Consider the following 20,407-nt stretch of genomic DNA (forward strand, 5'->3'; position numbering starts at 1 on the left):
GGGACATCAGTCATTACCTGATGCACCGCTACAACTGGATCAGGCCGCATCAATTCAACGATGGGCTACCGCCTGCGGTGGCCGAAGAAAAACTTAACCCACTGTCCGGGATGGGTTGACCACTACATTACGCGGCCAGGCTCGCTGACGACAAAGGATGAGAACCTGAAGCAGTGCGCCGAGTAGCGCGACCAAGCCGGCACAGGCGGCCAGCGTCCAGGTAGGCATCTGTAGCAGCAGGACGAAGCCACCCGCGGCCGCACCTATAGCGCTGCCCAGGTACAGCGCCGATTCGTTGAGAGCGATGGCAAGGTTGCCATCGCCGTGTGCCTGCCTGGCCTGTATCAGTTCGTTGTTCTGCGGTACCTGCAGGGCCCAGCCTACGGCGCCCCATGCCATGATCGGCAGTGTCACCAGCCATGTGCCGAGCGTGGCGGCAACCGGTAAAAGGAACAAGGAGGCCGAGAGGATGACCATAATGGCGAAGACCAGCACGGGCCCCCTGACTCGATCGACGACCGGGCCTACAAGAAAACTGCCGAGCACGCCACCGATGCCCCAGATCCAGAGATAAGGCGTTACCGAGCGGACTGCACCGAGTTCCGGGTCGGCGAGCAGTGGGGCGATAAAGGTGTACATGCCCAGACTGGCAACGGCTGCTAATAGGGAAATCAGAAGAATGGTCATCACGTGCCCATTGGCAAGGATCCTGAGCTTCTGCCGCAGGGAGCTGGTTGGCGCGGCTGGCAGCCTCGGCAACAGCAATGTCAGGCCTGCTAAAGCCAGCAGCCCCAGCGAGGTGACGAGCCAAAGTGCAGCTTGCCAGCCGAAGCTGTCTGCGATCATCAAGCTCACTGGAACACCCAGCACGACGCCGCTCGCCATGCCTCCCATGATGATGGCGATCGACTTTCCGCGCCGCTCGGGCGATGAGAGCGCCGCTGAGGCGCCGATGCCCATGGCGAGGTAGACGCCAGCGCCTATTCCGGCTACGGCCCGCCAGATCACCAGTTCGGTAAAGTCTGCTGTGAGGGCGCTGGCCGCGTTTGCCAGAACGAACAATCCAAGGGCGAACAGCAAACCGGTGCGTTGATGATCGGGCGGGGTCAGCGCAACGAAAACCGGCGAGCCAAGGCCATAGGCGAGGGTAAAGGCGGTCACCAGCTGCGCAGCCACAGCGACCGAAACGGAAAAGGAGGCCTCGATTAGGGGAATCAGGCCTGCTGTGACATAGGAGGCCATGCCCAGCGCGAATGCACCGAGTGCGATCAGGTAGATGGGAAGTTGCTTGTTGGGATACGGGGTATTCATAGTATCGCCGCTCCAGGAAGAAGGCTGGACGCGACCGCCGGACCGCGTCGCGCTGAGTTAAAGATCGAGGCTGACATCCTGTTCGGTCAGCCAGGTGTTCAGGCCAACCGCCAGCTCCATGCCCATGCGGTCGTACATGGGCGAGGTGTCTCCAACGGGTCTCTCCAGGGTGCGCTTGACCTGCGATGCATCGAGAAGGGCTCGCACAGGTGCGTCCTTGTCGGCCATGATCTGGGCGAGCGAGGTGCGAAGCGCCTGCTCGTAGGCAGGATCCTGCGTCGAGGGGTAGGGGCTCTTGACCCGATCGCTGATCGATTCGGGCAACAGGTCACGAGTCGCCGCACGCAAGATGCTCTTTTCGCGCCCGTCGAAGGTCTTCATTTCCCAAGGAATATTGAATGCGTACTCGACAAGCCTGTGGTCACAGAAGGGCACCCTGACCTCAAGACCGACGGCCATGCTCATCCGGTCCTTGCGATCAAGCAGTGTCTGGACGAAGCGGGTCAGGTTGACGTAGCTCATCTGGCGCATGCGCCGATCCGTTTGCGCCTCCGACGGCAGTACTGGGGCTTCGCTGAGCGCCTGGCTGTAGCTGTCCTGTACGAACCCGGGCAGGTCTAGCTGATGCAGCAGCGCCGGGTCGAAGAGGGTCTTGCCGTCGAAGTATTTGCCAGTCACAGACACCAGCCAGGGAAAGGTCTGGGCCTGGATCGCCGCGGGGTCGTGGAACCAGCGGTAGCCCCCAAAGACCTCGTCCGCGCTTTCTCCGGACAGTGCAACGGTGGAGTGCTGGCGCACTTCCTGGAACAGCCGATAGAGCGATGGCCACATGTCGCCCCAGAAGGCAGGCGGTAGATCGAGCGCCTCGATGACTCGATAGCGAAGCGCCGGATCGGCCAGCTCTCTGCTGTCCAGGACGATTTCGTGATGACTGCAGTGGATACGCTCAACCAAGTCGCGAACGAAGGGCGCATCAGGCGTGCCCCTCACTGCATCGCTGGCAAAACTGCTGCCGTGATCGAGAAAATCGACCGAGAACGAATGAATGTTTTCCTTGCCTCCAGCAAGCAGTTTTCTGGACGCCAAGGCGGTAATGATCGACGAATCGAGACCACCGGAAAGCAGGCTGCACAGGGGCACATCCGAAACGACTTGCCGCTGCACGATATCTTCCAGGAGATCTCGCGTATGCCGGACGGTCTGGTCAAGCGTATGACCATGCTCACGAGCCTCGAGTCGCCAATAACGGTGTCGAATGAGGCCCTGACGATTGATGCGGACGATCTCGCCAGGCAAGACTTCACGCATGCCGTCATACACTGCATGGCCTGGAGTTTTGACCATCTCCAGGATCTCACGCAGCCCGTCGGCCCTTACGGTACGGGGCACGAGCGGGTTGGCTAATAGGGCCTTGGGTTCGGACCCAAACACCACCCCGTCGACCGTCTCGTAGTAATAAAGCGGCTTCACGCCCATCCGGTCACGAACCAGCAGCAGTTCCTGCGTTGTGAGGTCCCAAACCGCGAAGGCATACATCCCGTTGAGCCGATCGGCGAATCCCTCTCCCCATTCTAGGTAGGCGCGCAGGACCACTTCAGTGTCGCTGAGGCTTTCGAAACGATGGCCGCGTCCTTTCAGCTCGGCGCGCAGTTCACGAAAGTTGTAGGCCTCACCGCTGTAGGTGATCGCCGCCGCTTCTAACCCGTCGTCGCGTCGAGCCAGCATGGGCTGCCGACCGCCTTCGAGGTCGATTATCGACAACCTTCGGTGGCCAAAGCCGATTGGACCCGTTATCCAGATCCCCTCGGCGTCGGGCCCCCGATTTGCCATCGTCTCGGTCATGCGCTTCAGTGTATTGCGTTGCGCCTGCATGTCCTGGCTGTAGGACAGCCATCCAACTATTCCACACATGTGGTTCTCCTGCTGATATCCATTAGCCGAGGCTTTCCAGATCGCTGCCCTCGACGAGCAAGGCGCGCTGTGCGCCACGGTTGTAACGGGCCGCGGCAGGGGTGAGCGCGCGATGCTCCAGTTGATTGAGCAATTCCTGTAGTTCGACGGCGTCGTCCAGGCTGGCGAATGGAAGGGGAGGCGGCTGGCGCCGCACGACCCAGTCAAGGACCTGTTGGCAGAACTCAGAAAGCTTGTGCAGGGTCTCGAGTCCCGACTGGCTGGGAGAGAGTCGGAGCTCGTGCAGCACGAGCTCCGTGCCGTCGATATCCCGCATCCAGATCCGCAGTTGGTCATGATCCCAGCGCGGCGTATCGAAGGTCAGTCGCGCATGGATAAGCTGGTCTTCCCGATCGACAAAGCTGAAGTCGACGGTGCGTTGGCGAACGACGTTGACGAAGCTGCTGTAGCCGGTGACTGGCGCGGAACCAAGGACAGCGGTCAGCTGCACGGTGTCGAGAACCGCAAGGCCAGATACCGAAAAGTCTGATCGGATACCCAGAACGCCAGTCAGCCGCAGCGGACCCGCGGTCGGGCATACCCAGCGCAGCAGATCCAACGCATGAATCGCTTCACTGGTAATTCCGCAAGTGGGCCGGTAGTCATTGATGCGATCCTTGCCCCAATAGAAACTGGCTCGTGCCAGTTCCCACTCATGGCGGGCAACCCATGCACGCAAGGTCTGCGTCGCCTGCGAATAGCGCTCGATCAGATTCAACGCGAATCCGGCGACATCGCTGAGCGCGTCTTGCACGCCGTTCAGCCGGTCAGTTGGCGTTACCAGGGGTTTCTCGCAGATGAGAAACCCCTGGTAACCAGCCAGCTGGCGCAATACATCGGCGTGGTTTATATCGTTGGCACTGACCACCACGATATCGGGCCGGAAATGCTGGAGCGCACCGTCGATGCAGGCGAAGTAACGCAGTGGCGTAGCCTTCTGACGTCGCCCGACATAAGCGATAGAGATTGAGAGACCGGCTCGGTTTGCAACATGTTCGAATGCTTGGCGAAATCGCTGTCCGGCGTAGCCCAGGCCAATAATCAACACGTTCATGCTGACGCCCCCTGGCGAAGCAGGAGGCTCTCGCCTGTCGGGCAGAAGCCAAGACGTTCGTACAGCCCGGATGCGCATGCTGTAGTCTGGAGCGCTACCGTTGCAACGTCCCGGTTGCCAAACCAGCGAAGCAGATGATTCATGAGCTGAGTTGCGATGCCGTGCGCCCTCCATTGAGGATCAACCACAACCGACTGGATCCATCCCGACCGACCGTTAGCGTTTACAGAGGTGGGCGCCCTGAGATCGATGATTCCAGTAGCACAGCCGGCGACCTGCCGAGTTTCACGGTGCTCAGCTACGAGCACCTGCACACTGTCATGCACCCCTAAATGTGCGGCTAGCCAGTGCTTATACGCCGTACGCCATCTTTCAGAGTCCTTCTGGCTGCGGCTGGCGTAGATGGCCGACGTACCGTCCAGCAAGAAGGACCTCAGTTCTATCAGCCACTCGATGTCCTCGTGCGTCGCGTTTCGCACGGTGAACGATAAGTTGTTCATCAGGCCACCTCCGAAGTGAAGGTTTTGGATGCCAAAGGGATCGCAAAATGGTCGAAGGTTTCGCGCAGGGAAACGGCTAGATTCTCGATCTGGGCTTGGCTGTGGTTGGGCGTTGCGTTAACCCGAAAGCGCTCCGTACCGACCGGCACAGATGGGTAGTTGATTGGTTGGAGATAGACCCCGTGTGTATGTAGAAGCCGCAGGGCGGCAACTTTGCAGCGCTCGGCGTCACCGACCAATACCGGCAATACGTGCGTCTGCGAGCAGGGCATGACGGGAATGTCGTGTTGTTTCAAACGCTCGCGCAATAAGGCGGTGTTGATCTGTAGCTTCTGGCGCTCGTCATCGCTTGACTTGAGATGCTCGACGCTTGCCAGGCAGCCAGCCGTGACGGCAGGAGGAAGGGACGTGGTAAAGATGAAGCCTGTCGCAAAGGAACGTACTGCGTCCACGATGACGCGGGTCGATGCGATGTAACCACCGATTACGCCGATGGCCTTGGCCATGGTGCCTTGGATGATGTCGATCTTATCGACCAGGTCGAGCTCGGCAGCGATGCCGGCCCCTCGAGCGCCGTACATGCCGACCGCATGAACTTCATCGAGATAGGTCAGCGCGTTGAAGCGCTTGGCAACTTCCACGATGTCGGCAATCGGTGCGATGTCGCCGTCCATCGAGTAGACCGACTCGAACACAACCAGCTTCGGTTGCCCAATTGGATAGCGGGACAGTATCTGGGCCAAGTGTTCCACGTCATTATGGCGAAACACCTGCCGTTCATTCGGTGTTGCTCGGATGCCGTTGACGATCGATGCGTGATTCAGCGCATCGCTGATCACGACACAATCGGGGATTTGCCTCAGCAGGCATTGGAGGGTGGCGTCGTTCGAGCCAAAGCCGGTCGGGAAAACCAGTGCCGCTTCTTTACCGTGCCAGTCGGCAAGGCTCGCCTCGAGTCGCTCATAAAGCTCGTAGGAGCCACCGATGTTGCGCGAACCGCCTGAGCCAGCGCCGTACGTCTCCAATGCCAGGTGCATTTGCTCGCGTACGGTTGGATGCTGCGACATCCCTAGGTAGTCGTTGCTGCACCATACAACGACTGGATCCTGCTGCTCGCCGTTCAGCTTGGCGAACGGATACTGGCCGCAGATGCGGCTGAGAGTGGTAAAGGTGCGGTACTGGTTGGAGGACTTCAGTAACTCCAGTTGCTCACGAAGCAATGATTGGTACATCCGAATATCTCCTGAACGATCAAGCTGCTCGATGCCGGCCAGCTGTCTGGAACGGGGCATTGGCGACGAGGAGTTATTCTTAACCCCGCTTCGATGGGGTTACAATTTGACCTCTTATACTATTACTGGAGAGTAACTGGATGAGCGCGCCGCGCAGCCTTGAGCGAAACCGGGCGGAGCTGGCCAACTTTCTGCGAAGCCGCCGTGAACGTATTTCTCCCCAGGACGTAGGCTTGCCTTCTGGTGCAAGACGGCGCACTCCGGGGCTTCGACGGGAGGAAGTCGCAGCCCTCGCCGGGGTAGGACTGTCCTGGTACACCTGGCTGGAGCAGGGGCGAGAGATCAGCGTATCTGCGACTTTCCTCGAAAATCTGTCGCGCACGTTGAAGCTGGACGCCACCGAAAGACGGCATCTTTTCCTGCTGGCGCATCAGAGGCTCCCGCCAGAGCCGGGCAAAACCTGGTGTGTCGTGCCACCGCTCGTTCATCGGTTGATGGCCGACCTCCCAATGCGTCCGGCGTACGTCCTCAATCTTCGCTGGGATGTGCTGGCTTGGAACGCGGCAGCAGATAAGGTCTTCGCTTTCTCGAGCGTTCCGACAGAGCGGCGCAACTTCCTTTGGCTGTTGTTCACCGCATCTTCGATGCGCGCATTGCTCGACCCATGGGAGGATCAGGCCTTGCAAATCCTGTCGAGTTTTCGCCGTGATTTCGTCAGGGCAGCCAAGGACCCCGACATTGGAGCATTGGTTAAAGATTTGGAGAAGATCGACACCGATTTCAGGACTTGGTGGCGGCAACAGGATATTCATGGACCCTGCCAGGGCATCCGGAATTTTCAGATCGACGGGATCGGCCAGGTGGTGTTCGATCACACCTCACTTACGATCGATGTCGATCGGGACTTGCGGCTTGTCTACTACGCGGCGAAAGACGGGCAGGTGCAAAGCCGGCATTTTGAGCGCTGGCTGACGACCTCGAGCGGAAACGCGATCGTGTAGCAGGCCTTTACCAAATACTTGGGTAAGTGAGGTAGGCAGGTCGCACAGAGCACATGGTTACTAAGACTCCGGTGTACGCCGAATTCACAAAGCTTCAACGATACGGTGTTTCTCTCATCAGGCTGTTGGACCGCTTTGCAGCATTACGTACTTAACCGAGGGGCTTGTAAAGGCGCACGAAGCCGATGATCCCAACTGGCCTGAGAGGCTATGAAATGGCTGGAGCTACATGGGTAGGTTGGGCCAGCTGCTGATGGTTGTTGCGACCATCGACCTGATTTATTCAAGCGGCATGGCTCCTATAAAGCCTTTGTAAAAGATAAATGATCAAGTTCAACAATGCTGCCGGAAAACAGTATTTTTTTCCTTAGGGCTAATCTTTCTGACTTGGCCAGCGCATAACTCTGCGATTCGGTCACTATGTTTTGCAGCGACGTTGTCACAAATACATTGGATCTGGAGGGCAAGGATGCCAAATCGTTAGATATTTTCCCAGTTTCTGACGAGGCCTCGAAAAAGCGGGTCGATCAACGGACCGCTGTCCCCTATTGGGTCGAATAATTGCGGGTTTCTTGTCCAATCAGTGAACAAGCCAATAATAAGAGCATGGATCGAGATTGCAGCCATTCGAGGTGTGACACCTGGCTGCAGTATCTCAATGTTGCTGGCAAATATCTGCTCACATTGATCAATAAGCTGAATTATCAAGAAATTGTGGCGAGCTTCCGCTGCGATAAGCTCGTCGGTGAACTCGCAGCGATGCAGAAGAATTTTCATGACGCGGCTTTTTTGCTGGTCTGTCGCCAGAGCATTTAGGCCTTCTACACATAAGTCCCGTAATAAGCGCAACGAATGTTGTGAAGAATTATCAGTGGTCACTCCCATTATTTTTTCAGGCGATATTCGAACCTGGTCGAGCAGTTGGTTTAATAGGTCGGCTTTGTTTTCGAAATGCCAATAAACTGCACCACGCGTTACGCCTGCATCATGGGCAATCTGACTCAGACTCGTTCGTGTCACTCCGTTAGCTAGAAAGAGTCGCTCCGCAGATGCGAGAAGTACCGTCCGAGTTTTTTTGGCATCTTCTTTTGTTCGTCGCATTCTTTCTCTCAAAACTTTGTCTGCTGGTCGTATTACTAGGCAGGTGTAGTTGTGTTCCTGACGACACGTGATTACCTTAGCCTAGCGGTTAGTCACCCTACGAAACTCAGCAAAATGCCCGCAGCAACAGCGGAGCCGATGACCCCCGCCACGTTCGGTCCCATTGCATGCATGAGCAAGAAGTTCTGTGGATTCGCCTCGAGCCCCACCTTGTTCGACACCCTCGCAGCCATGGGTACGGCCGATACGCCTGCCGAACCAATCAGTGGGTTGATCTTGTTCGTGCTGAACATGTTCATCACTTTAGCCATCAGCACACCGGCGGCCGTTCCGCCACAAAACGCAACCATGCCGAGTACCAGAATTCCCAGGGTCTTCATCTGCAGGAAGGCTTCGGCAGACAGCTTGGAGCCGACGGTCAAACCCAAGCCGATGGTGACGATGTTGATCAGCGCATTACGCGAGGTATCAGCCAGTCGATCGACCACCCCACATTCACGCAGCAGGTTACCGAAGGCGAACATGCCCACCAGCGGAGCGGCATCCGGCAATAACATGCCAATCATCAGGGCAAGCATCAGCGGGAAGATGATCTTTTCCGCCTGACCGACATGGCGCAGCTGCGTCATCACGATGGCGCGCTCTTCCTTGGTGGTCAGTGCTCGCATGATCGGCGGCTGAATCAACGGAACCAGCGCCATGTACGAGTAGGCCGCCACGGCAATCGGACCCAGCAGGTGCGGTGCGAGCTTGGCGGTAACGAAGATCGAGGTCGGGCCGTCCGCACCGCCGATGATGGCGATCGAAGCCGCCTCGCGCATGCTGAACTCCATACCCGGAATCCCCATCGCTGCCAGCCCCAACGCACCGAGCAAGGTGGCGAAGATACCGAACTGCGCTGCCGCACCGAGCAGCAGGGTCTTAGGGTTGGCCAGCATAGGACCGAAGTCCGTCATCGCCCCCACGCCCATGAAGATCAGCAGGGGGAACACGCTGGTCGGCAAACCCACTTCGTAGAGCAGGTGCAGGATACCGGCACCCTCGGCCATGTTGGCGACCGGAATGTTGGCGAGCAGGCCCCCGAAGCCGATCGGGATCAGCAACAACGGCTCGAACCCCTTGCGAATCGCCAGATAGATCAGGGCAAGGCACACCACGATCATCAGCAACTGGCCGGGCTCCAGGTGATACAGACCGGTGCTGTGCCACAGCTTGAGCAACTTATCCATGCAGCACTCCTTAAGCGATGGTCAGCAGGCTATCGCCCACCGACACCGCGTCGCCGACCTTGACGTTCACACCTGAGACGGTGCCAGCCTTGAATGCACGGATTTCGGTTTCCATCTTCATGGCTTCGAGGATGATGACGAGATCGCCTTCCTGAACCACCTGACCGGGTTGTACGAGCACCTTGAAGATGTTGCCTGCCAGCGGTGCCAACTGAGGCTCACCGGTGCCAGCGGCCGGTGCAGAAGCAGTTGCAGCTGTTGCGCCAGAAGCATCACCGATCGGCTTGAGCCCCTCGATGTCGCCGCCTTCGTTGACCTGCACCACGAACGACTTGCCGTTGACCTCGACGGTGTACACCTCGGGAATACCTGCTTCGCGTGGCGCCGACTCATGCCCGGTCGGTATCGGCTCGAAGGCGGCGGCGTTGCCGCGGTTCTCGAGAAACTTGAGACCGATCTGGGGGAACAGCGCATAGGTAAGGACGTCGTCGATCTCGTCCTTGGCCAGCTTGATGCCTTTCTCCTGAGCCAGGCCTTTCAGCTCCGCAGTCAGCTTGTCCATTTCCGGCTGCAGCAGGTCGGCGGGGCGGCAGGTGATGACTTGCGCGCCGTCGAGCACGCGTTGCTGCAGTTCGGTATTGAAGGGAGCCGGGGCAGAGCCGTACTCGCCTTTGAGAATGCCAGCGGTTTCTTTAGTGATGGATTTGAAGCGCTCCCCAGTGAGCACGTTAATGACTGCCTGAGTGCCAACAATCTGTGAGGTGGGTGTCACCAGCGGAATGAAGCCAAGGTCTTCGCGGACGCGAGGAATCTCGGCCAGCACCTCATCGAACTTGTCGAGCGCACCCTGTTCTTTCAGTTGGCCTTCCATATTAGTCAGCATGCCACCTGGCACCTGAGCCACGAGGATCCGTGAGTCAACGCCCTTGAGGGTTCCTTCGAACTTAGCGTATTTTTTGCGCACTTCACGGAAATACGCAGCGATTTCTTCCAGCAGCCCCAGATTGAGCCCGGTGTCGCGCTCGGTACCCTGGAAAATCGCTACCACCGACTCGGTCGGCGAATGTCCGTAGGTCATCGAGAGTGAAGAGATGGCGGTATCGACGTTATCGATGCCGGCCTCGACGGCCTTGAGAATCGCAGCCGTGGACAGGCCCGCCGTGGCATGGCACTGCATATGGATCGGGATGGACAGGCTGGCCTTCAAGCGCGAAACCAGTTCGTAGGCCGTATAAGGCGTGAGAATGCCCGCCATATCCTTGATCGCCACCGAGTCGGCGCCCATGTCTTCGATCTGTTTGGCCAGATCGACCCACATTTCTAGGGTATGCACGGGGCTGGTGGTGTAGGAGATGGTGCCCTGGGCATGCTTGCCCTGTTGCTTGACGGCCCGCAGTGCAGTTTCCAGGTTGCGCGGATCGTTCATCGCATCGAACACGCGGAACACGTCGACACCGTTGACCGCTGCCCGCTCGACGAATTTTTCCACCACATCGTCGGCGTAGTGTCGATAGCCCAGCAGGTTCTGACCGCGTAGCAGCATCTGCTGACGGGTGTTAGGCATCGCTCTCTTTAGCTCACGGATGCGCTCCCACGGGTCTTCGCCTAGATAGCGAATGCACGCGTCGAAGGTCGCCCCACCCCAGGATTCAACCGACCAGAACCCCACCTGATCGAGCTTGCCGGCAATCGGCAGCATGTCTTCAAGACGGACGCGGGTGGCCAGAATGGATTGGTGGGCATCACGTAGCACCACGTCGGTAATGCCGAGCGGCTGTTTGACAGAACTCATGAGCGAACTCCCTTTCTGATCAACCGCGGCGCGCGCGGTGCTGATGAATAGCGGACTGGATGGCGCTCAACTCGTCGCCATCCAATTCAATAAAGGCAGAAGGGCTCGGCGCTGCATGCATGACCGGAGTCGGCGTTGGCTCGAAGCGACCCACGCAGAACGACATGAGCCGGATGCAATAGATAAGTAGGACAAGAAATACGAAGACAGAACCTAAGCCGAACAGCATAAGTTCGACGCCTTCCCAGAGGAGCTGGTTAGAAGTCATAACGGAAACCGCCTTGTTAGGTTCGAATTAAACAGCGACCACGTCAATCTTCGCCTTGGCCGCGGACTCACGGAACTCAGCGATCTGGTCGAAGCTCAGGTAGCGGTAGACATCGGCAGACATGGTGTCGATCTGTTTCGCGTACTGCATGTACTCCTCGACGGTCGGCAGCTTGCCGGTAATCGAGGCGACTGCAGCCAGCTCGGCAGAGGCCAGGTACACGTTGGTGGCATCACCCAGGCGGTTCGGGAAGTTACGGGTCGAGGTAGAGACCACGGTCGAACCGGTCTGGACACGTGCCTGGTTGCCCATGCACAGCGAGCAGCCTGGCATTTCCATGCGCGCACCGGCCTTGCCGTAGATGCCGTAGTAGCCTTCTTCGGTCAATTGGTGAGCGTCCATCTTGGTCGGCGGAGCCAGCCACAGACGGGTCGGAATGCCACCCTTGACCTCGTCCAGCAGCTTACCGGCAGCGCGGAAGTGACCGATGTTGGTCATGCACGAACCGATGAACACTTCGTCGATCTTCTCGCCAGCAACGCTGGAGAGCAGGCGGGCGTCGTCCGGGTCGTTCGGGGCGCAGAGGACTGGCTCTTTCACGTCGGCCAGATCGATCTCGATCACGGCGGCGTATTCGGCGTCCTTGTCGGCTTCCAGCAGGCTCGGCTTGGCCAGCCACGCTTCCATCGCCTGGGCACGACGCTCCAGGGTGCGGGCATCGCCGTAGCCTTCGCTGATCATCCAGCGCAGCAGGGTGATGTTGGAGCGCAGGTACTCGGCGATTGCGTCTTCGGGGAGCTTGATGGTACAGCCGGCAGCGGAACGTTCGGCAGAGGCGTCGGACAGTTCGAAGGCTTGTTCAACGGTCAGGTTGTTCAGACCTTCGATTTCCAGGATGCGGCCGGAGAAGATGTTCTTCTTACCCTTCTTCTCGACGGTCAGCATGCCTTCTTGAATGGCGTAGTAGGGGATGGCATGGACCAGGTCACGCAGGGTGATGCCCGGTTGCATTTCGCCCTTGAAGCGCACCAGTACGGATTCCGGCATGTCCAGCGGCATGACGCCAGTGGCGGCAGCGAAGGCTACCAGACCGGAACCGGCCGGGAAGGAGATGCCCATCGGGAAGCGGGTGTGCGAGTCGCCACCGGTGCCGACGGTGTCCGGTAGCAGCATGCGGTTCAGCCAGCTGTGGATGATGCCGTCGCCCGGGCGCAGAGAGACACCGCCACGGTTCTTGATGAAGTCAGGCAGGGTGTGGTGGGTGTTGACGTCGATTGGCTTCGGATAGGCCGCAGTATGGCAGAAGGACTGCATCACCAGATCTGCAGAGAAGCCCAGGCACGCCAGGTCTTTCAGCTCGTCGCGGGTCATCGGGCCAGTGGTGTCCTGGGAGCCGACGGTAGTCATCTTCGGCTCGCAGTAGGTGCCTGGGCGCACGCCCGTGCCTTCCGGCAGGCCGCAAGCGCGACCGACCATCTTCTGCGCCAGGGTGAAACCCTTACCGCTGTCAGCCGGGGCGATCGGCATCTTGAACAGGTTGGCCGGACCAAGGCCCAGTTCGGCGCGCGCCTTGTCGGTAAGGCCACGACCGATGATCAGCGGAATACGACCGCCAGCGCGGACTTCGTCCAGCAGTACGTCGGTCTTCAGCTCAAAGGTGGTGACCAGCTCGTCGCTACCGTGGCGGCGCACTTCGCCCTTGTATGGATACACGTCGATGACGTCGCCCATGGCCAGGTTGGAGCAATCGAACTCGATAGGCAGGGCGCCGGCGTCTTCCATGGTGTTGTAGAAGATCGGGGCGATCTTGGTGCCGAAGCAGAAGCCACCCGCGCGCTTGTTCGGCACGTTCGGGATGTCGTCGCCGAAGAACCACAGCACCGAGTTGGTGGCGGACTTGCGCGAAGAGCCGGTGCCGACCACGTCGCCGACGTAGGCGACCGGGAAGCCCTTGGCCTTCAGTGCTTCCATCTGCTTGATCGGGCCTACCGAGCCGGGAACGTCCGGGTTGATGCCGTCGCGGGCCATTTTCAGCATGGCTAAGGCATGCAGTGGGATGTCGGGGCGCGACCAGGCGTCTGGAGCTGGTGACAGATCATCGGTGTTGGTTTCGCCGGTGACCTTGAACACGGACAGGCTGATCTTTTCAGCCAGCGCCGGGCGGTTCTGGAACCACTCGCCATCAGCCCAGGACTGCAGTACGGCCTTGGCGTTGGCATTGCCGGCCTTGGCTTTTTCGGCGACGTCGTGGAAGGCGTCGAACATCAGCAGGGTGTGCTTGAGTTGCTCGGCGGTCACCGCGGACAGCTCGGCATCATCCAGCAGCTCGACCAGGGTGGCGATGTTGTAGCCGCCCTGCATGGTGCCCAGCAGTTCAACGGCGCGTTGCTTGTTGATCAGTGGAGAGGTGGCTTCGCCTTTGGCGATGGCGGAGAGAAAGCCTGCCTTGACGTAGGCAGCTTCGTCGACACCGGCAGGGACGCGGTTGGTGATCAGGTCGACCAGGAAGGCTTCTTCGCCGGCTGGCGGGTTCTTCAATAGTTCGATCAGGCCTGCGGTCTGTTCGGCGTTCAGCGGCAAGCCAGGAAGTCCTTGGCTGGCGCGTTGTCCGAGTAGAATTCGATAAGCTTCGAGCACAATGTTTTCTCATGCAGCCCTGAAAGCAGGCCGGATAGTCGGGTTAATTTGTAAAGCCGAGGGGGCAAAGCAAACCGAGCGTTAAGAATCGAACAGGGCCTATCTTGCAGCCTGCGGCGCTTAAGATGTCGAGGCGAATTCCAAAAATATGAACAAAATATGGATAAACGTACAGAAAGTAAGTTGCATACGGTTCGTTGTCAAACTCAAATTGGTCAAAACAAACCCGGCGTGAATCGAGGGCTGACGTGCGACCCAGCCATCGTGGTGCCGAAGCGGTTGTTTATATTTGCGGACCGGCTGCTCATGAATTCGATGACACTCCCGTTGTTATCGGAAATGGCGCGGACAAGGCGGGGTGCCTGACTCTTAGCTCATGGACTTTTTTCAGCGGCCGGATTGCTTGCCGCAGTGACGTGGATGACCGTCAGACCCGCTACTGTCAGCCTGCGATAAGCGATTTGCCCCATTTGTGAGCGACCAATGAACGCTGGGTTTGGCCAATGACACGCTGCAGCGATCCGAAGCGTTTGCGACGCGCCCAGACGCTCCCACCAACGCCGAAGGTTGCTGGGTCGCCCATCTCAGGTTGGGCTAGCTACACGGACACGTGCATCGCTTCGTCATGCATGCGCTAGCAAATCCCGCTCCGTCTGTTTTCCGTTTTTTATCACCTTGATGGCGACGAACTTGGATGTAGGTGTATGGCTTCCTTCACCGAAGCTTCCTAGCGGCACCAGTGGATTGGTCTCCGGGTAATAGGCGGCGGCCTGGCCCAAGGGGGTGTCGTAGGCGAGAAGGGTAAATCCGCGCACCTTCCGCTCGATGCCGTCGTCCCAGAGCGAGATCAGATCAACGACTTCTCCGTTCTCGAACCCGAGCCGTTGAAGATCGCTTGGGTTGACGAACACAACCTCGCGCATGCCTTTGACTCCGCGATAGCGATCATTCAGCCCATACAGCGTGGTGTTGTACTGATCGTGCGAACGCAGCGTCTGCAAGATAAGGTCCGGCGTTTGGCCGTCGCGGCTGGCCTCTGCCGGCACCAAGTCCAGGGGCAGCGGGTGGTGCTTGAACTGAGCACGACCGCTCGCAGTATTCCAGGTTCGGCGTGCGGCTGCGTTGCCCAGGTAGAAACCGCCGGGCTGCTTGAGTTTGGCATTGAAGTCGGCGAAGCCGGGGATGGTTGCTTCGATCAGTTCCCGAATGCGTGCGTAATCTTCCACTAACCAGTGCCAATCCATCGGATGCTTACCGAGTGTGGCTGCGGCGATGCCAGCGACGATCGCCGGCTCCGAGCGCATCTGTGGCGATAGCGGCTGCAACTGGCCCCAGGAGGCGTGAACCATGCTGAACGAGTCTTCGACCGTCACGGCCTGCGGACCGCTGGCCTGCAGATCGATGTCGGTGCGGCCGAGGCAGGGCAGAATAAGCGCCTGTTTGCCATTGGTCAGATGACTGCGGTTGAGTTTGGTGCTGATCTGTACCGTCAGCTCGCAATTGCGCAGCGCTTCGTGGGTGCGGGGCGAGTCGGGCGTCGCCTGAGCGAAATTGCCGCCCAATCCGATGAACACCTTCGCCTGGCCGGCAAGCATGGCGTTGATCGCTTCGATCGTGTTGTGGCCATGTGCGCGTGGCACGCTGAACGAAAAGCGCTGCTCGATGGCATCCAGCAACGCCGCTGGCGGCCGCTCATTGATGCCCATGGTGCGATCGCCCTGGACATTGCTGTGACCGCGCACCGGACAGGCGCCAGCGCCCGGTTTGCCAAGGTTGCCGCGCAGCAGCAAGAGGTTGGCGATCTCCTGAATGGTTGCTACTGAATGGCGATGCTGGGTGATGCCCATGGCCCAGCAGACGATTGCCCGCTCTGCGTGGCGGTACATCCGCGCAGCCTGTTCGATAACGGCGCGCGACAGCCCCGATTGCCCCTCGATCAGCGACCAGGGTGTAGCGTCGATGACGTTCAGATAGTCATCGAGCCCCTGCGTGTGTTCGTCAATGAAGGCATGGTCGAACACCGCGTCGGTGCCTTGCTGCTGGGCGTCGCGCTCCCATTGAAGAAGAAACTTCGCCATTCCGCGCAACGCTGCCAGGTCGCCGCCGAGGTTGGGACGAAAATAGGCGGTATTGGTCGGTGCATCCTGGTTGCCGAGCATCTCCAGTGGCTTTTGGGGATGTTGGAAACGCTCCAGTCCTCGCTCCTTCAGTGGATTGAAACAAACGACCTGAGCACCGCGCTGCACTGCCTCGCGAAGCGGTTCGAGCATGCGCGGATGGTTGGTGCCGGGGTTCTGGCCGAGCACGAAGATGGCGTCGGCATGAGCGAAATCATCGAAGGTAACCGTGCCTTTGCCGACACCGATGCTGCCGCCGAGCGCGACGCCGCTGGCCTCATGGCACATGTTCGAGCAGTCGGGAAAATTGTTGGTGCCGAACGCGCGGCCGAACAGCTGATAAAGAAACGCGGCTTCGTTACTGGCCCGTCCGGAGGTATAGAACTCCGCCTGATGAGGCGTTTCCAGCCTCTTCAGCTGCTCGCCGATCAGGGCGAAGGCCGCATCCCAGCCGATCGGCAGATAATGATCAGTGTCGGCGTCGTAGCGCATGGGCTGGGTCAGACGACCCTGGTACTCGAGCCAGTAGTCGCTTTGCTCGCGCAATTGGCTGACGCTGTAACGGGCGAAGAATTCGGCATCGACACGTCTTTTGGTCGCCTCCCAGTTCACTGCCTTGGCGCCGTTCTCGCAAAACTTCACCGTATCGTCATGGGGCGAATCTCCCCAGGCACAACCGGGGCAATCGAAGCCGCCGTTCTGGTTGGTTTTCAACAAGGTGCGAATGTTCTTCAGCGCGTTGCCGCTGCCCAGCCATGATTGCGCCACGCTGCGCAGCGCGCCCCAGCCACCAGCGGGACCGTGATAGGGCTGGTAACGAGAGGCAGGCTGGGAACGGGGCGGGCGGCTCATGCTCAATACTCATCTGCGCGTAGGTTCACATCGACCTGCCTGTACCCAGGTAAGGCCGAGCCGTGCGCGATGTGCACCACGACCTGTGGAGCCTATGAGTTCTATGGCAACAGCGTCCAATCGCTATGTTCGATTGCGTGATCGACACGCTTGATCACCGGTTTGGCTCAATCCGGCATGTGGACAGCGCAGAGCATGGCCTCGGCTTCGGCGAAACAGGCTTCGCCGAGTACCGAACGTGGGGCATCGAGGCGAAGAATCAGGCCAAGCGGGGCGAGCGTGCTGGCATCGTCAATAGGCGTCAGGGTCAGATGATCCGCCGATTCACCGAGCCCACTGTCCAGTGGCATCACCGCGCAGCACAGGCCTGCGCTGACCCCTTGCAGCAGATGATGCACCGCGTCGGTTTCCAGTTTAGGGGCGGGATTCAGGCCGCGACTGCGCAACGCATGATCGATTGATTGCCGGAAATGCATGCCGCTCGACAACATGCCGAGCGGCAGCGTCGCCAGCGCCTCCCACGTGACAGAGGCACCTGGAAAGCGAAAGTGACGCCGGTCGTGCAGCAACCCCATCCGCGTTTCACCCAGCGGCAGGCTGGCGAAATGCGCCTGGTCGAGACGCTCGAGATAGGAAATACCCAGGTCGAGCTGGTTCCGGTTCAGCCTCTCCAGAATCTGATCGCTGCTCAAGGCAAACAGCTGGAAGTGCAGGCTTGGATGCCGCTCGGCAAATAGAGTCACCAATTGCATCGGATTGAAACCCGCCAGCGGTACCACTCCCAAACGCAGACTACCCACCAGCTGGCCGCGACAGGATGCTGCCTCGGCGTAGAGACCGTCCTGCGCCGCAAGCAGGCTACGGGCCCAGGCCAGAATGCGTTCACCCTCCGGGGTAAAGCCCTCGAAACGCTGACTGCGCGTCACCAGATGCAGGCCCAGCTCATCTTCCAACCCGCGCAAGCGCATCGAAAGCGTAGGTTGAGTGACATGGCAGCGTGCTGCGGCCTGGCCAAAGTGCCGGGTTTCGTCCAGCGCTACGAGAAATCTCAGCTGCTTGATATCCAATGGTGCGTCTCAGACAAGTGGTGGCCGTATCCGCGAGGATTTGCGATCAAAACGCCTACGCGTACCGGCGAAGAAAATATGAACAAAATATTAAAATATGCCTATTTAATGTTGTTTCGTTTTACACCAAGGTCTACTTTGGTCTGAGGCGAGGCGCCCGGATCGGGGACGTCGCCTGGCTGCATCTACAATAACAATACGAGGCAAACATTCGATGGCGACCAGCTCATGGTGGGCTTCGGCCCTTTGCGAATCCGTGAATAATGTAAAGCCTCTCGCCGTGACCTGCGGCGGGGAAGAACTGGTTCTGTTCCGCAACGCTGAAGGGCAGGTCTTCGCCCTGGAAGATCGCTGTCCGCACCGGCGGGTGCCGTTATCGCTAGGCTGCGTCGTGGGTTCCGGGTTGCAGTGTGGCTATCACGGCTGGACGTTCGATGGAGCCAGCGGCGCCTGTACCGCTATCCCGAACCTGAGCGCCAGCGAACGCGTCCCGCAACGCCATGCGGCGCGCGCCTTTGTGGCAAAAGAAAGTAACGGTTTCGTGCATGTATGGGTGGGCGACGGCGAGCCGGACGCCACCCTGCCAAGCGCCGATTACTCCCCTACGGGGCGTGAGTACACGGGAAGCGCCGTCGTCAGCATGACGCACGATGAGTACCTCGCCGTGATGCTGGATGGGCCCAACTGCCTGTTGGGCTTCGACTCAGTGCAAATAACGGATTTCTTCCTGGGCGATCCGCAACTGGTGAACGACCGTCTCGTGCTCGACAGGGGCGCGGTCTGGTCGAGTCAGATCTTGCCGTCGCAGTTCGTGGCTGACTACCCGCTGATCGTTCGCACGGCGGTTCCGCTGCGTGGCGGCACCATCCGGGTGGACCTGCTGAGCCAGGATGAAACGCCGCTCAGCACGCTTTTCATCGGTGCGAGCGCCAACCGACGAGGCACCACCAGCCTCTGTTGGCGCGGCTTCCAGCACACGACCAGCATGGCGGGCGCGCCGTTGCGCTGGCGCGCCTCACGGACTGCAGGCAGAGCGCCGTTCAGCGTGAATGCCACGATCGATGGCTCGGCCATCGCCGCGTTATTGGTCGCACCCTCGCGTGACTTACATGAGTTGCGTCAGCAGATAGTCGTTGAACAACGCCTCGCCGTCTGATCTTCATTCAGCTGAACCCGGAGAATTCCATGCACGCCGCCACGCCTCTTTCCGATGCACAGCCGCAAGCCGCTGCGCGCCGGATTCGCAAAGACTGGACACCGACCAACTATGACCTGCGCGATACCTGGTTCCCGGTATCCCACAGCCGCGATGTCACCGAGCGGCCCATCCGCCGGATCATCCATTCCCAGAGCTATTACCTCTGGCGAAAGGACGGTCGGCCATTTGCGGCCGAGTTTCATCCCGAGCGCCTGCATGCCGAGTGTGCATCATTCACCGAGTTTACCGGCGGTATGGGCTACTACCCGGTTGTCGAGCGTTACGGTTATATCTGGGCCTGGTATGGCAATCCTGATGCGGCCGATTCCTTGCTGCTGCCGCACATCCCGTTTCTGCCGGTTGATGGCAGTCTTCCTGGTTACACCCAGCGCACGGTTCGTTTCGATGCCAGTTCTGCCTTGTCGGTGGAAAACCTCATCGACCTGACCCACGCCGACTTTCTACATGCCAATACCATCGGCGACGGGATATCGGAATCGGACGTGGTGGAAGTGGAGTGGACGTCGGAAACCGTGACACGTACCCGCACGGTCGCGCAGAAGTCCGTCGCGCCAGTGATGCGTTGGGTCGGCGGTGTGCGAGCGAAGTACCAGGACTTCCGCGCCGTGCTGCATATTCATCTGCGCAGCAACGTGTGTATCTCCTATCCGCGCTTTCGTCCGGGTTACGACGTGCCCAATCTGCAGCCATTCCTGCCGGTGGGCAAACACCGCTCGCGCTGCGACGTGACGTTCAACACCACGGCGGCACCTGCACCGTTCCGCTATTTGATGCCGCGCATCAATTACATCATCCAGCCGCAGGACAACTCCGTGGTGCGTCCGCAGAACCAGCGTTATTTCGAGCCGGGTGAACGCATCGACCTGCATTCGCGCTTCGATGCGCCCGGCACTCGTTATCGCTTTCAGATGGAGCAGCTGGCCGAACGTCAGCGCAAGGGCGATTTTTCCTATGGCTCCGATGCCGAACCGGGTCGGGACATCACCCAATTGCTGGGTATGGACGGCTGATACCTCGCCGGCGCGAGGACGTCGAACACGCAATACGCCGACACCGTTGGCAACGACAGGAAGCAGC

General features: G+C 59.3%; 15 protein-coding genes. 3 read left to right on the plus strand and 12 right to left on the minus strand.

Translation table 11 applies throughout. The annotated features are described in order from the left end of the window. Positions 1–93: 93 nt before the first annotated feature. From E0D86_RS00005 to hemA, 5 genes are read right to left on the minus strand one after another with little or no spacing between them, the layout of a single operon-like run. Positions 94–1,311 (minus strand): MFS transporter, encoded by a 1,218-nt coding sequence (locus E0D86_RS00005; protein ID WP_131647845.1) that lies wholly within the window; start codon positions 1,309–1,311, stop codon positions 94–96. Positions 1,312–1,368: 57 nt separating this feature from the next. Then, the gene (gene asnB / locus E0D86_RS00010) at positions 1,369–3,222 is read right to left on the minus strand and encodes an asparagine synthase (glutamine-hydrolyzing) (RefSeq protein ID WP_131647847.1); all 1,854 of its coding nucleotides are present in this window, start codon (positions 3,220–3,222) and stop codon (positions 1,369–1,371) included. 22 nt (positions 3,223–3,244) lie between these two features. After that, positions 3,245–4,315, minus strand: a complete 1,071-nt coding sequence (locus E0D86_RS00015; RefSeq protein WP_131647849.1) for a Gfo/Idh/MocA family oxidoreductase — start codon at positions 4,313–4,315, stop codon at positions 3,245–3,247. Continuing rightward, positions 4,312–4,815 carry a GNAT family N-acetyltransferase gene (locus tag E0D86_RS00020; protein WP_131647851.1) on the minus strand — a complete coding sequence of 168 codons (504 nt, stop codon included), beginning with the start codon at positions 4,813–4,815 and terminating at the stop codon, positions 4,312–4,314. The genes E0D86_RS00015 and E0D86_RS00020 overlap by 4 nt, the downstream gene beginning before the upstream one ends. Further along, positions 4,815–6,047: a 5-aminolevulinate synthase gene (hemA, locus tag E0D86_RS00025; protein ID WP_131647853.1), complete on the minus strand. Its 1,233-nt coding sequence runs from the start codon at positions 6,045–6,047 to the stop codon at positions 4,815–4,817. The genes E0D86_RS00020 and hemA overlap by 1 nt, the downstream gene beginning before the upstream one ends. A gap of 140 nt (positions 6,048–6,187) precedes the next feature. On the opposite strand from hemA, the gene E0D86_RS00030 reads away from it, so the two are divergent. Next, positions 6,188–7,048 carry a helix-turn-helix transcriptional regulator gene (locus E0D86_RS00030; protein ID WP_131647855.1) on the plus strand — a complete coding sequence of 287 codons (861 nt, stop codon included), beginning with the start codon at positions 6,188–6,190 and terminating at the stop codon, positions 7,046–7,048. 480 nt (positions 7,049–7,528) lie between these two features. Here E0D86_RS00030 and E0D86_RS00035 read toward each other — a convergent pair whose 3' ends face one another. From E0D86_RS00035 to E0D86_RS00065, 7 genes are all read right to left on the minus strand, one after another. Beyond that, positions 7,529–8,149, minus strand: a complete 621-nt coding sequence (locus tag E0D86_RS00035) for a TetR family transcriptional regulator (RefSeq protein ID WP_131647857.1) — start codon at positions 8,147–8,149, stop codon at positions 7,529–7,531. Positions 8,150–8,241: 92 nt separating this feature from the next. Then, the gene (locus E0D86_RS00040) at positions 8,242–9,378 is read right to left on the minus strand and encodes a sodium ion-translocating decarboxylase subunit beta (protein ID WP_131647858.1); all 1,137 of its coding nucleotides are present in this window, start codon (positions 9,376–9,378) and stop codon (positions 8,242–8,244) included. A gap of 10 nt (positions 9,379–9,388) precedes the next feature. Continuing rightward, positions 9,389–11,170, minus strand: coding sequence for a sodium-extruding oxaloacetate decarboxylase subunit alpha (gene oadA, locus E0D86_RS00045; RefSeq protein WP_131647860.1), 1,782 nt, complete (start codon positions 11,168–11,170; stop codon positions 9,389–9,391). Positions 11,171–11,189: 19 nt separating this feature from the next. Then, positions 11,190–11,438 carry an OadG family protein gene (locus E0D86_RS00050; protein ID WP_131647862.1) on the minus strand — a complete coding sequence of 83 codons (249 nt, stop codon included), beginning with the start codon at positions 11,436–11,438 and terminating at the stop codon, positions 11,190–11,192. A gap of 27 nt (positions 11,439–11,465) precedes the next feature. Further along, positions 11,466–14,075 (minus strand): bifunctional aconitate hydratase 2/2-methylisocitrate dehydratase, encoded by a 2,610-nt coding sequence (gene acnB / locus E0D86_RS00055; protein ID WP_131647864.1) that lies wholly within the window; start codon positions 14,073–14,075, stop codon positions 11,466–11,468. A gap of 623 nt (positions 14,076–14,698) precedes the next feature. Next, positions 14,699–17,044, minus strand: coding sequence for an FdhF/YdeP family oxidoreductase (locus E0D86_RS00060; protein WP_131647866.1), 2,346 nt, complete (start codon positions 17,042–17,044; stop codon positions 14,699–14,701). Between the two features lie 167 nt (positions 17,045–17,211). Further along, a complete protein-coding gene (locus E0D86_RS00065; protein WP_131647868.1) occupies positions 17,212–18,111 on the minus strand; it encodes a LysR family transcriptional regulator in 900 nt (299 codons plus the stop codon). A gap of 214 nt (positions 18,112–18,325) precedes the next feature. Between E0D86_RS00065 and E0D86_RS00070 the strand changes: the two genes are divergently transcribed. Together E0D86_RS00070 and E0D86_RS00075 are read left to right on the plus strand one after the other, a co-directional pair. Further along, a complete protein-coding gene (locus E0D86_RS00070; RefSeq protein WP_131647870.1) occupies positions 18,326–19,267 on the plus strand; it encodes a Rieske 2Fe-2S domain-containing protein in 942 nt (313 codons plus the stop codon). Between the two features lie 29 nt (positions 19,268–19,296). After that, on the plus strand, positions 19,297–20,340 hold the full coding sequence (locus E0D86_RS00075; protein WP_131647872.1) for an aromatic ring-hydroxylating dioxygenase subunit alpha: 1,044 nt from the start codon (positions 19,297–19,299) through the stop codon (positions 20,338–20,340). The last annotated feature ends 67 nt before the right edge of the window (positions 20,341–20,407 follow it).

The sequence above is a fragment of the Pseudomonas sp. IC_126 genome (assembly GCF_004331835.1).
Lineage (GTDB): Bacteria > Pseudomonadota > Gammaproteobacteria > Pseudomonadales > Pseudomonadaceae > Stutzerimonas.

Excerpts from the sequence above, each read along its gene's own strand:
- E0D86_RS00075 (WP_131647872.1), top strand. The coding sequence starts at position 19,297 with ATGCACGCCGCCACGCCTCTTTCCGATGCACAGCCGCAAGCCGCTGCG.
- hemA (WP_131647853.1), bottom strand. The coding sequence starts at position 6,047 with ATGTACCAATCATTGCTTCGTGAGCAACTGGAGTTACTGAAGTCCTCC.
- E0D86_RS00070 (WP_131647870.1), top strand. The coding sequence starts at position 18,326 with ATGGCGACCAGCTCATGGTGGGCTTCGGCCCTTTGCGAATCCGTGAAT.
- E0D86_RS00050 (WP_131647862.1), bottom strand. The coding sequence starts at position 11,438 with ATGACTTCTAACCAGCTCCTCTGGGAAGGCGTCGAACTTATGCTGTTC.
- oadA (WP_131647860.1), bottom strand. The coding sequence starts at position 11,170 with ATGAGTTCTGTCAAACAGCCGCTCGGCATTACCGACGTGGTGCTACGT.
- E0D86_RS00020 (WP_131647851.1), bottom strand. The coding sequence starts at position 4,815 with ATGAACAACTTATCGTTCACCGTGCGAAACGCGACGCACGAGGACATC.
- E0D86_RS00005 (WP_131647845.1), bottom strand. The coding sequence starts at position 1,311 with ATGAATACCCCGTATCCCAACAAGCAACTTCCCATCTACCTGATCGCA.
- asnB (WP_131647847.1), bottom strand. The coding sequence starts at position 3,222 with ATGTGTGGAATAGTTGGATGGCTGTCCTACAGCCAGGACATGCAGGCG.
- E0D86_RS00060 (WP_131647866.1), bottom strand. The coding sequence starts at position 17,044 with ATGAGCCGCCCGCCCCGTTCCCAGCCTGCCTCTCGTTACCAGCCCTAT.
- E0D86_RS00015 (WP_131647849.1), bottom strand. The coding sequence starts at position 4,315 with ATGAACGTGTTGATTATTGGCCTGGGCTACGCCGGACAGCGATTTCGC.
- E0D86_RS00035 (WP_131647857.1), bottom strand. The coding sequence starts at position 8,149 with ATGCGACGAACAAAAGAAGATGCCAAAAAAACTCGGACGGTACTTCTC.
- E0D86_RS00030 (WP_131647855.1), top strand. The coding sequence starts at position 6,188 with ATGAGCGCGCCGCGCAGCCTTGAGCGAAACCGGGCGGAGCTGGCCAAC.
- E0D86_RS00040 (WP_131647858.1), bottom strand. The coding sequence starts at position 9,378 with ATGGATAAGTTGCTCAAGCTGTGGCACAGCACCGGTCTGTATCACCTG.